We start from the raw sequence: 11,831 nt of genomic DNA on the forward strand, positions 1-11,831 counted from the left end.
GGCAGGCCGGAATTTGCATCATGGCCAATTAAAGATAAGCCAGCGGACCAGCAGGCGGGCCCGTCCGATCGGGTCGGGAGCGAGGCCTCCGAAGCCGCCTATGCCGCCGGACTGTGCTCGGCGAATTGGTAGCGGTAGAGCTTCTCGTAGAGGCCGCCCTTGCGCACCAGTTCGCCATGGGTGCCGATCTCCAGCACCCGGCCGTTCTCGATCACGGCGATCTGGTCGGCATGCACCACGGTTGACAGGCGGTGAGCGATGACGATCGTCGTGCGGCCCTGCACCAGCTTGTCGAGCGCGATCTGGATGACGCGTTCGGATTCCGAATCGAGCGCCGAAGTCGCCTCGTCGAGCAGCAGTATCGGCGCGTTCTTGAGGATCGCGCGGGCGATGGCGATGCGCTGGCGCTGGCCGCCGGAGAGCTGGACGCCGTTCTCGCCGACCGTACTGTCATAGCCGTTCGGCATCGCTATGATGAAATCATGGGCAAAGGCATCCCGCGCCGCGCGCTCGACCTCGGCATCGGAGGCATCGAGCCGGCCGATGCGGATGTTGTCGAGCACCGAGCCGGAGAACAGGAAAACGTCCTGGCTGACAAAGGCGATTTCGTGCCGGAGCGAAGAAACCGAAACCGTACGGATATCCTGGCCATCGACGCGGATCGCACCCGTCTGCACGTCATAGAAACGCTGGATCAGCGATAGCAGCGTCGACTTGCCGCCACCCGACGGGCCGACGAGCGCGAGGCGCTTGCCGTGGCCAATCGTCAGGCTGACGCCCTTCACTACCGGCTCCTTGGCGCGATAGGCGAAATGGACGTCGTCGAGCTCAATGTCGCCGCGCGAAAAGACGATCGGCGGCTTGTCGTCGACCTCGGTGACGCTGGCCGGCGTATCGAGGACCGAGAACAGCGCGCGCACGGCGACGAAGCTCTCGGCAAGGCCGACATGCATACGCGCCAGCCGCTTCGCGGGCTCATAGGCAAGCAGCAGCGCGGTGATGAACGACATGAACTCGCCCGGCGTGCGGCCGTCCGAGATCGTGCTCCAGCCGGCATAGAAGATGACGAGGCCGATCGAGATGCCGCCGAGCGTCTCCATCAGCGGGCTGGTGCGGGCCTGCAGCTGCGATATCTTATTGGCGCGCTTCTCGACGAGGTCGACCGCCGTTCCCATGCGGCTCATCATATGATCGTGCAGACCGAAGGCCTTGACGATCTTGGAGCCGTGCACCGTCTCCTGGACAATGGCGATGATCTGCGTCGCCGAAGTGAATTCGGAACGGGCAATGCCACGAATGCGCTTCACCAGCCGCGAAACGCCGACAATCGCGATCGGCGCGAACACTAGCGCGAAGAACGACATCATCGGCGCCTGGTAGACCATGACGAAGACGAGGCCGATCAACGTGACGAGATCGCGGCCGAGGCTGACGACGATCGTGTCGAGCACCGAACGGATCGCCTGCGCGCCAACCGAATTCGCCATGATTAATTCGCTGGAGGCGCGATCATTGTAGAATCCCAGCCCGAACTGCAGGACGCGATGATAAAATCGCTTCTGGTTCTCCGCGACGATCCGGTTGCCAATGCGGCTCTGCACGACCATCTGGCCATAGGTCGCCGCACCCTTGACGACGAAGATCCCGACCACCGTGAACGACAGCGCCCAGAGCATCTCGACGTCGCGCTTGACGAAGATCTGGTTGACCACGTCGCGCATGATCCAGGCTGAAAGCGAGGTCATGCCGGCGACGATGAAGAGGAAGAAGAACGAGATCGAATAACCGCGCCAATGCGCGCGGAAATTGCTCCGCAGAATGCGCGTGACGATGCCGACCGTGCCGTCCTCGTCCTTCAGAGCTTGAATAAAGCCATTCCAGCTGGGAATGACGCGCCTGCGGCGCGCCGCGGCAGCGCCCTCAGCCAGTCCGTTCGCTTCGAGATCCGTCATGAGACCTTGTTCGGCGGCCGGACGTCCAATCGGATTCGACGGCCGCTCCGTCGGTTTTCGATAGGCTCCTTGTACCGGCTGGGCCCGCCTCTGTCCATCGAACGGACCTGCGGCCCGTTCACGCTGTCTTGTCCGGCCGGTGAACCCCGAGGTTCAGAGCGCCGGCTCGACGACGACCTTGACGGCCGAACGCGACGTGACCAAGCCGATCCCGCGCTCGAATTCGGATAGCTTCAGGCGCTCCGTCACCAGCGCGCCCGGATCGACGCGGCCCGTTTCGACCAACGCGATCACATCCGGCCAGATGCCGGGACTGCCAAGCGCTCCGCGGATCTCTATGTCGCTCGTCACGATCCGGTCGAGATCGATTCCGTCCGCCTTGCGGCCGGCGAAGAGTCCCTGAAGAATCAACCGGCCGCCGGGCGCGATCGCCGCGATCGCCGCATTGACGGCCGCAGGATTGCCAGTCGCCTCGATCACCACACCGGGTCGCCGGCCATCGCCGATCTCGGCCAGCCGCTCGGCGACACGCCCATCCGCGACATCGATCGCCGCATCGGCACCCAGTCGCTCGGCAAGCGCCAGCCGGTGCGGCGTCGCGCCGACGACGCTGACGCGCCGCGCGCCGAAGGCGCGGGCCATCATCAGAAGCAGCAGCCCGATCGGCCCGTCGCCGAAGATGGCGACATCGTCACGCGGCGAGACGGCGGCAAGGCGCACGCCGTTGAAGGCCACCGCCGCCGGCTCGATCAGCGCCGCCGCCTGCAGCGGCACCGATTTCGAAATCCTGTGCAGGAAGAGCGCTGGAAACTCGATCCGCTCGGCAAAGCCGCCGCGCCGGCCCAAAATCCCGGTTTCGGTACGATTCGGACATTGATGGTAGCGGCCGGAGAGACAGACCGCGCAATGCATGCAGCCGACGCTGCACTCGCCGACGACCCGGTCACCCGCCGCGAAGCCTTCAACGCCGTCGCCGCAGGCGAGCACCTCGCCGACCCATTCATGGCCAGGAACGACCGGATAATGCGCCATGCCGGAAGTGAAATAGGGCATGGTGCCATCGAAGATCTCGACATCCGTGCCACAAATCCCGGTGGCGAGCACGCGGATCGACACCTGGCCCGGCGCCGGCGACACATCGGGGAATTCTTCTATCGCGACCCGCTTCGGCCCGTTGATTACGACCGCCCTCATCGCGCAACGCCACGCATCATCATGTCCTCTGGTATTTCCGCCCGTGCCGCGAGATCGTGACGTCTCGTTCGCGGCGATTGTCAGTCGCCGCGCCGGCCCCGTCAATCAAGCGCGAAGGCGCCAGGGAAACTCCGATCATCATGCGACGCGCCCTTCGCGGACCCACCCTCTCCTTCCGCGGCGACCCCTTCCGCCTGCCCTTCGAGGAGGCCGTGCACTTCCGGCCCGACGCGCTGATCGTGATCGAGGACGGTGTCATCGTCGCGGTCGAGGATGCTGCCACCGCCCTCGCCGCGCTGCCCGCCGACATCGAGGTCGACCACTATCCCGATGCGATCCTCTCGGCCGGCTTCATCGATGCGCATGTTCATTATCCACAAATGCAGATGATCGGCGCCTATGGCGACGAGCTTCTGGCCTGGCTGGAGAAATACACCTTCGTCGCCGAGCAGGATTTCGCCGACGCGGCGCATGCGAGCGACGTTGCCGGACGTTTCCTGCGCGAACTCCTGCGCGCCGGAACGACCACGGCCGCTGTCTATTGCACGGTGCATCCGGGCTCCGTCGAGGCGTTCTTCACGGAGTCGGAGCGCTTCAACACCCGCATGATCGCCGGCAAGGTGCTGATGGACCGCAACGCGCCGGAGGCGCTGCGCGACACCGCCGAGACCGGCTACGAGCAATCCAAAGCGCTGATCGAGCGCTGGCATGGCCGTGGCCGCCAGCTCTATTGCGTGACGCCCCGCTTCGCGCCCTCCTCCACGGAGGCACAGCTGGAAGAAGCCGGCCGGCTCTGGCGCGAGCATCCCGGCACCTATCTGCAGACGCATCTGTGCGAGAATCGCGGCGAGATCGACTGGGTGCGGCAGCTGTTCCCAGAGCGGAGTTCCTATCTCGACGTCTATGACCATGCCGGCCTCACCGGCCCGTGCGCCATATTCGGCCATGCCGTTTACATGGACGAGACCGATTTCGCCTGCTGCCACCGCACCGGCTCGGCGCTCGCCCATTGCCCGACTTCAAACCTTTTCCTCGGCAGCGGCCTCTTCAAGATGGTCGAGGCGCGTCGCACCGACCGGCCAGTGCACGTCGCGCTCGGCACCGATCTGGGTGCCGGCACCGCCTTCTCGCAGCTCCAGACCATGAACGAGGCCTACAAGGTGGCGAAGCTCGGCGGCACGACGCTGACGCCGGCCCAGGCCTTCTGGCTCGCAACCCGCGGCGCCGCCGAGGCGCTGCACCTCGACGATCGTCTCGGCACGATCGAGCCGGGCAAGGAGGCCGACATCATCGTCCTCGACCCGAAGGCGACGCCGCTGCTCGAATTCCGCAGCGCCTATTGCCGCGACCTCTCCGAAACGCTCTCGGTCCTGATGACGCTCGGCGACGACCGCGCCATCCGCGCAACCTATGTGGCCGGCGAGCGGGTCTATGACCGGGAGCGGAAAGAAGCATTTTGCTATGCGGGGGAAGGCCAGACCCAGTGAATTGAGCATGGGTGTCGCGCGCTCCCCTTCAACCCGTCCCTGGAGGGCGGGTTCAAGCGGAAGCCGCAGTCTTCGCCCGCTTACACCCCCTTGGCGATAATTTCCCGATATGTCTCGAAGCTCTGCTTCCTTGTCCGCTTTTGCGTTTCGAAATCGACATGGATGATGCCGAAGCGGCGGTCATAGCCCTGCATCCATTCGAAATTGTCGAACAGGCTCCAGACCATGTAGCCGCGCAGATCGACGCCGCCGGCACGCGCAGCAAGCGCCGCCTCAATGTGGCGGCTGATATAGTCGGCACGCAGCGGATCGAGGACGAGGCCGCGCTCGAAGCGCTCGTCGCTGTCTCCGAAACCGGCTCCGTTCTCGGTGATGTAGACCGGCGGATTGCCATAGTCGTCGCGGATGCGCTCCAACAGCAATTTCAGATATTCCGGCTTCACCGGGCCGTTGAAGGCCTGCGGCTTCGGATCGGGATTGTAGGCGCCCCAGCGAAAGTCGAGCGGCGCCTCGGCGGCGTGGCGCACGAAGGCCGGCGCGTAGAAATTGACGCCGAGGAAATCCGGCCGGTTGGCGGCGAGGATCGGGAAATCCGCTTCGACTGCCGCGAATTGCGGATCGCGGCGCGAGAATTCGGCCATGACTTCGTCCGGATAGCGGCCCTTGAACATCGCATCGAGGCACCAGCGATTGATGACGGCATCGGCGAGCCCCGCCGCCGCGACATCCTCCGGCGCGCCTTCCCGCTCGGGAAGCGTCGGCATCAGCGGCAGCGCCAGCCCGACCTCGCCCTTATATCCGGCAGCGCGGAAATCGCCGATCGTCTCAGCGCTCGCCAGCATCCAGTGATGCATGGGCAGCGCCTGCCGGCCCCATTGCGCATCGGTGATGGCGCCCGGATCGCCAAAGCCGCCCCGGGCGATCTCCACCATCGGTTCGATCAGGAAGAGATCGATAAACGGCTCGTTGAAGGTGATGAAGCTCTCCACCCGGTCGGCGAGGCGTTCACGCACGATGGCGGCATAGTCGCGGAACCAGCCAACGGAATCCCGGCTGCTCCAGCCGCCACGATCTTCCAGCGCCTGCGGCATGTCCCAGTGGAACAAGGTCACCATCGGCGCGAGGCCTGCCTCGAGCAGATCGTCGACGAAGCGGCTGTAATGATCGAGCCCGGCTGCGTTCACCCGCCCCGTGCCCTCCGGCAGGATGCGGCTCCAGGCGAGCGAGAAACGGTAGCCGCCAAGACCCAGTTCGCGCATCAGCTGGATATCGGACAGATATTGCGCGCGGTCATAGGCATTGATGGCGACATTGCCCGTCTGCTGCCTGCCCGTGCCCGGCTCCGTCACGCGGTAGAGATTGGTATAGACGTCCCAGTTGGAGAGGCCTTTGCCGTCCGCCTGCCACGCGCCCTCGACCTGATAGGCCGCGCTCGCCGCGCCCCACAGGAAAGTCTTCTCCTTGTTTCCGGCCATCCTCGTCTCCTCTCCCATTCGCCTCGTGTCCGCGGCGATTACCGCCCAACATCGCGGCGAAGGCGCGGCGTGACACCGGCTGCGCAACAATCGCTCGCGATTGTCCACTAATCAGAGACAAGCTTGTTCTGACAGCCCGATTGCGCTTCGTCCTCGGCGCGCCGATCTTCGCCTCACGAAACGAATTCTCGCGAAACGAATATTAAGGAGCCACATCATGGAACTCGCCCTCGGAGGCTTCCATCATCTGACCGCGATCACCGCGAATGCGTCGGGAAATCTCGATTTCTACACGCGCATCCTCGGCCTTCGCCTGGTCAAGAAGACCGTGAACCAGGACGACACCAGCGCCTATCACCTCTTCTATGGCGACGGTGCCGCGTCTCCCGGCTCGGACATCACCTTCTTCGACTGGCCGGCCAGCCCGGCGCGCCGCGGCAATCAGTCCGTCAGCCGCACCGGCTTCCGCGCCGATGGCGACAGCCTCGGCTGGTGGCGCGATCATCTGAAGGCTGCCGGCGTCAAGGCGAGCGACATCGCCGAGATCGGCGGCCGTCCGACCCTGAATTTCGAGGATCCGGAAGGCCAGCGCCTGGCGCTCGTCGCCAATGGCCAGCCCTTCGACGCCCATCCCTGGGAAAGAAGCACCGTTCCGGCCGAACACCAGATCCTCGGCCTCGGTCCGATCACCATGAGCGTGCCGAACCTGGCGCCGACGCGGCAGGTGCTGGAGACGGTCATGAACATGAAGGAGGTGCGTGACTATCCGGTGAGCGCGATCTCGTCCAACACCGTGCATGTCTTCGAGATGGGCCCCGGCGGTCCGGCAGCCGAACTGCATGTCGCGGTCGAACCGGAACTGCCGCAGGCCCGCGAGGGCGCCGGCGGGGTCCATCACGTCGCCTTCCGCACGCCGGACTATGAAGGGCTGAAGGCCTGGACCGAGCGCGTGCGCGGCTTCCGCGTCCCCTCTAGCGGCGAAGTCGAGCGCTATTATTTCCGCTCGCTCTATTTCCGCGAGCCGAACGGCGTGCTCTTCGAGATCGCGACCGACATACCGGGCTTCGCCGCCGACGAGCCGATGGAAACGCTTGGCGAGAAGCTGTCGCTGCCGCCGTTCCTGGAAGGGCGCCGCGCCTCGATCGAAGCCAATCTGAAGCCGCTCTAGCCAATTGCGGAGATGCTGGCGGCCTCGGCCGCCGGCATCTCCGCCCCGGAAAGGAACGCAAGATGACCCTCACGACCACGCGCGGCCCCGCGCCGCATGGCGGGGCGAAGATCTGGCAGGCGGGCGCGCCGCTCGTCTCGGCCCGCGGTGCCATGGTGATGCTGCATGGCCGCGGTGCCACCGCCGACGACATCCTTTCGCTCTCGGCCCATTTCGGCGCCGACGACTTCGCATATCTGGCGCCACAGGCGTCCGGCCATCAATGGTACCCGCAGCGCTTCATGGAGCCGAAGGCGCGCAACGAGCCCTATCTCTCCGCGGCGCTCGCCAATGTCGCGGCGATCCTCGACGATCTGAACGCAACCGGAATTCCGGACGAGCGCATCGTCCTGCTCGGCTTCTCGCAAGGCGCCTGCCTGACGCTGGAGAGCGCCATCCGCCGGCCCCACCGCTATGGCGGCGTCGTGGCGCTCTCGGGCGGTCTGATCGGGACCGACGCCGAAGTGGCGGCGCCCGAGCCGGCCCTGGCGACGACGCCGGTCTTCCTCGGCTGCTCCGAGCGCGACCCGCACATCCCTCTGGAGCGCGTCGAGCTCAGCGCCGCGCGCTTTGCCGCATCCGGCGCGGATGTCGCCAAGCAGATCTATCGCGGCTCCGGCCATGGCGTGAACCAGGAAGAGGTCGACTGGATCCGCGCGCTTCTTGCGACAATCTCAGTTGCGCCGACGTCAGCGGCTTGACGCCACGCCACCCCTCGCCTCTCCTGAGGCTTCCAACGGAGGAAATCATGCCGGAAGTCATCGTCTATGCCGTCGAAGGCCGCACGCTCGAACAGAAGCGAGGCCTCGTGAGGGATATCACCGACGCGGTGGTCAAGAATTTCGGCGCCGCGCCAGAGGGCGTGACGATCCAGATCGTCGAGGCCCCGAAGACCGACAAGGCCAAAGGCGGCGTGCTGTTCTCGGAACGCTGAAGCCGGTCGCCCCGCCGGCCCGCACGGCGCTTCCCGGCCGCACCCAAGGAGGCGCAGGGCGGGGGTCCTATACGGCCGGACTCGCTTCGTCACATGGCGGAGACGGCTCATTGGGCCTTGTGGGACCGGGCGTCGAAAGCCGCGACAGAGCGGCGCCCGATCCTCCCGCCCCCGCCATCCACATCGACGCCACCGGCCACGCAAGAAGACTTGTCTTCGGCAGCAAGGCCATGTATCACCCGCTTCGCGCTAAAGAGCGCCACCGCGGAGAGGTGGCAGAGTGGTCGATTGCACCGCACTCGAAATGCGGCATACTCGCAAGGGTATCGGGAGTTCGAATCTCCCCCTCTCCGCCACTAAGTCCTTGTTTTTATTACGTCTTTTGATTTTCGGAGACTGCGGCAGATAGTACCGTTGTTTCCGGCGCTTGCGGGCGGCCGATCTTGGGCTGGGTCCGAAGAGACTGCTTTTGCACCCGCTTTAGCCTGCTCTTCAGGTCCCTGTCTCCCTGGTAGCTTTCAGAGGTACCCAATTTTGCGATTTGGGGGACCGACTTTTTGCCCGACTGCACGGCTAGTCCTTTTTTCGATCTTAAACGACCGCCGGCCGCTATCCTGCCGACAGGATTGGCCTTCTGCTCGATCGGTTTGATCGGATGCGCTCCTTTGCCCTGCGTGCAATAGGCGCCGACGAGTCGGAGGGCTTCCAATGTGGCGCGATCCCGACTGGATTTGCCACAGCAGGCCACGAGATTCAGGCGCCTAACATTGGTATGGTGTTTCAGCCCCGGCCGCTTGGCTGCTTTTATGCAAGGAGATAGGCGTGCTGGGGCGACCAGAACGGCGCGGGACTAATTGAACCCGAGCACGCGGCGCTGTTCGACCCAGTCGATCGGAAGGCGTGTATCAGCCATCAACTTGTTGGCGGTCAGGGTAACGGGCTGCCTGCCTTCCAGAATTGCGGTGATGGTATCTGGCGCAAGGAAGGCCAGCCGGACGAGTCGCGACACATAGGATTTGTTCAGTCCCTCTTCCCTGGCCACATCCGCAACGATGAGCTCAGGGTCACCACTCAGCCTGCCAAGAATCTGGTGCGCGCGGGCGATGAGGCGAACGAGACTGGTATCCGGCCGAGCTGCGGTTTCTTTGCCCGGGACGACGAGGCGCAGTTCAAAGCCAGATCGTTTGAAGGCTACCGGGACCGCCAGCGAGATGACCTCGCGCATGTCGCGGTCGGTGGAGTTCTTTGCTGGGTCTGGCTCGGCTGCATGTGGCGTACCGGCAATGTCCTCAGCGTCTACAGAATTGTCGCCACCGACCGGCTCGTCGGGTTCGTTACAATCGCTGTAGCGCAGGCGCTGCAGCAACCCGGCCCTGCCAATCCGCATCTCGACCCGATCGCGATGCACGTCGACCCGTCGCAAGACGGCGAGCAGGAAGCTGCGCTGAGCAACAACATCGGCTGCTGAGAGCGAAGAGGCCTTGCGCTGCGCCGATTCCAGCAATGCGCTCTGGTTGACCGCATCGATGCGATGGTTCGAATGGGTGGCGGAATCGATATCAGGTATCCCGATCGCAAGGACCTAGGCCGGCGAGGCAAGGAATTGGAGCAGCCGTTCGAGCACAAGCCGCTCGATGCCTGCGGCCGGCAGGCGGAGGCCACCCTGGGTCTTTGAGATCGCGCCGCCTGCGCCGCTCAGAGTTGGAGCGCCGTTGGAATCCTGATCCTTTTGTCGTCGGGTGCTGGCTGCCGCGGCGTGATCAAGGTCTTGGAGACATAGTAGCGATAGCGCACGCCCTTCTTGCTGGCATGGGTCGGCGTCATCCGGTTGCGGTCGGCGTCGAACAGGAGACCGGCCAACAGGGAGGGCTCGTCGGCATTCACACTACGCTCGCGGTCCACCCGATTGATGGCGAGAGTTTGCTGAACGTCATTGAACAGCGCCTCATCGATGATCGCATCGTGCTGGCCGGGATGCGAGACGTCCTTGTGGACAATCTCGCCGCGATAGAGCCGGTTCGACAGCATGGCATAGAGCGCGCCACGGCCGAGCGGCTGCCCGCCTCGCGATGGTCCATTGTCGCGCTGGCGGAGCTTGCTCACGATGCCGCGCCGGTCGAGTTCCGCCTGCAGCAGGCGCACTGACTTCAGGGCTTGATAACGCTGGAAGATGAAGGTGACCGTTTGCGCCTCTTGAGCATTCACCACCAGCTTGCGATCCTGGACGTCGTAGCCGAGCAGTGGCAGGCCGCCCATCCACATGCCCTTGCCGACGTTGTCAGTGTCGTAGATGCGCGAAGTGCTGTGACCGTGACGCAGATGCTGGCGACCCCATATGGAGAACGCCTTTCGCTTGACGTGCTCCCCGCCTTTGGGCCTCCCGGCTGGGAGTTTTAGGGGGTGAATGCTCAGGCCGACACGTTGGCTTCTGAGCGTTTCATCCGCTCCATCGGCGTTTTGTGGCCGATCGCACCGTGGGCCGGACCTGATTAGAGCCCATTGTCGAAGCCTCCGACTTGGCCTCCGGTTTTTCTCGCCGCTGGTGGCTTCGGCCACGGCGCCCAGAACGCTTGTAAGAGAACGCTGGAGCTGCACTTGCTTAGGTCGCCGGTATATTAGCCAACGGCAGACCGCTAGTCCCCCTCAAGAGGCATCGATGACCGAGAACCGAGCTTTGACCGAGATCACGTCCTCGATCGTGACTGCCTATGTTGCAAACAATACGGTCTCAGCGGGCGCACTCGGCGCGCTGGTCGGTCAGGTTCACGGCGCTCGCCCGTCTCGGGGCCGCGGCGGGAAGGCCGCAAGCGGAGAAGGCTAAGCCCGCCGTCAATCCGAGGAAGTCGGTGTTCCCGGACTACATCGTCTGCTTGGAGGATGGAAAGAAGTTCAAGTCGCTGAAGCGCCACCTACGCGTGAGCTTCGGACAGTCGCCGGAAGAATATCGCGAGAAGTGGGGCCTGCCGGCGGATTACCCGATGGTGGCGCCGAACTATGCAGCGGAGCGCTCCGCGTTGGCGCTGAGATTGGGCCTTGGCCGCAAGCCTGCGGCCGTGGCGCCGGCCGCCCCGGAGAAGCGGAAAAGTGCGGCGAAGCCGAGAGCATGACACTCAAGGAAGCTGCCTTCCGGCCCATCGTCGGTGTTCAATCGCGAACTTTGTAACACCAAGTTTGCGAAGCAACTGGCAGTCCTTAGGACCTGCTTCGGGTTGCAAGACGCTCCGCTATCCACAGGACTGCAAAGGTCGGGACCGAAAGGATTAACGCTCCCAAAATGATGAAGCCTATCGCGCCACCAACCGTGAATGGTGGTTCGTTTGCATAGACGTCACGAGCATGGATCAGCGCCCCGAAGACGGCCATAAGGGCGGACAACCTCCACTTCGCGACTCCTCCCGACTCTCGTCGCCCTGACTATCCTCGAAAATAGGCTCGCACTAAAATTAGGCCGATTACTACGGCGCAAAGAGCGAGAAAGACCTTCGGTGAAATGTCCACGCCGAGCGCCCCTGAGATTGCGCAATTCTACAACATGAGTAGCGCACAGCTCCTTCGCCGCCAGCACCCTTCCATGACCGGCGA

At 64.2% G+C, this 11,831-nt stretch carries 9 protein-coding genes, 1 tRNA gene and 1 pseudogene; 6 read left to right on the plus strand and 5 right to left on the minus strand.

Annotation, left to right across the window (positions count from 1 at the left end; genetic code table 11):
* Window positions 1-98: 98 nt before the first annotated feature.
* Together OSH05_RS24535 and OSH05_RS24540 are read right to left on the minus strand one after the other, a co-directional pair.
* Window positions 99-1,952 (minus strand): ABC transporter ATP-binding protein, encoded by a 1,854-nt coding sequence (locus OSH05_RS24535; RefSeq protein WP_104220226.1) that lies wholly within the window; start codon window positions 1,950-1,952, stop codon window positions 99-101.
* Window positions 1,953-2,105: 153 nt separating this feature from the next.
* Window positions 2,106-3,146: a zinc-dependent alcohol dehydrogenase gene (locus tag OSH05_RS24540; RefSeq protein WP_104220227.1), complete on the minus strand. Its 1,041-nt coding sequence runs from the start codon at window positions 3,144-3,146 to the stop codon at window positions 2,106-2,108.
* Between the two features lie 140 nt (window positions 3,147-3,286).
* Between OSH05_RS24540 and guaD the strand changes: the two genes are divergently transcribed.
* Entirely contained in the window at window positions 3,287-4,633 is a 1,347-nt protein-coding gene (gene guaD, locus OSH05_RS24545) for a guanine deaminase (protein ID WP_104220228.1), read from the plus strand.
* 80 nt (window positions 4,634-4,713) lie between these two features.
* Here the strand turns inward: guaD and OSH05_RS24550 are convergent, their stop codons facing one another.
* A complete protein-coding gene (locus OSH05_RS24550) occupies window positions 4,714-6,108 on the minus strand; it encodes a glycoside hydrolase family 1 protein (RefSeq protein WP_104220229.1) in 1,395 nt (464 codons plus the stop codon).
* A 217-nt stretch (window positions 6,109-6,325) separates the two neighbouring features.
* Between OSH05_RS24550 and OSH05_RS24555 the strand changes: the two genes are divergently transcribed.
* The 4 genes from OSH05_RS24555 to OSH05_RS24570 all read left to right on the plus strand — a co-directional run bounded on the left by OSH05_RS24555 (window position 6,326) and on the right by OSH05_RS24570 (window position 8,605).
* Window positions 6,326-7,276 (plus strand): ring-cleaving dioxygenase, encoded by a 951-nt coding sequence (locus OSH05_RS24555; RefSeq protein ID WP_104220230.1) that lies wholly within the window; start codon window positions 6,326-6,328, stop codon window positions 7,274-7,276.
* A 62-nt stretch (window positions 7,277-7,338) separates the two neighbouring features.
* On the plus strand, window positions 7,339-8,016 hold the full coding sequence (locus OSH05_RS24560; RefSeq protein ID WP_104220231.1) for an alpha/beta hydrolase: 678 nt from the start codon (window positions 7,339-7,341) through the stop codon (window positions 8,014-8,016).
* A 47-nt stretch (window positions 8,017-8,063) separates the two neighbouring features.
* Window positions 8,064-8,249, plus strand: a complete 186-nt coding sequence (locus OSH05_RS24565) for a tautomerase family protein (RefSeq protein WP_104220232.1) — start codon at window positions 8,064-8,066, stop codon at window positions 8,247-8,249.
* Between the two features lie 266 nt (window positions 8,250-8,515).
* Window positions 8,516-8,605 (plus strand) — tRNA-Ser (locus tag OSH05_RS24570).
* A 494-nt stretch (window positions 8,606-9,099) separates the two neighbouring features.
* Here the strand turns inward: OSH05_RS24570 and OSH05_RS24575 are convergent.
* Together OSH05_RS24575 and OSH05_RS24580 are read right to left on the minus strand one after the other, a co-directional pair.
* Complete coding sequence (locus tag OSH05_RS24575; protein WP_133163131.1) at window positions 9,100-9,753, minus strand: hypothetical protein; 654 nt, start codon at window positions 9,751-9,753, stop codon at window positions 9,100-9,102.
* 191 nt (window positions 9,754-9,944) lie between these two features.
* Window positions 9,945-10,805, minus strand: coding sequence for a recombinase family protein (locus OSH05_RS24580; RefSeq protein WP_266353079.1), 861 nt, complete (start codon window positions 10,803-10,805; stop codon window positions 9,945-9,947).
* 100 nt (window positions 10,806-10,905) lie between these two features.
* On the opposite strand from OSH05_RS24580, the pseudogene OSH05_RS24585 reads away from it, so the two are divergent.
* A pseudogene (locus tag OSH05_RS24585) lies at window positions 10,906-11,356 on the plus strand (MucR family transcriptional regulator).
* The last annotated feature ends 475 nt before the right edge of the window (window positions 11,357-11,831 follow it).

This window comes from Kaistia algarum (genome assembly GCF_026343945.1).
GTDB classification, from domain to species: domain Bacteria; phylum Pseudomonadota; class Alphaproteobacteria; order Rhizobiales; family Kaistiaceae; genus Kaistia; species Kaistia algarum.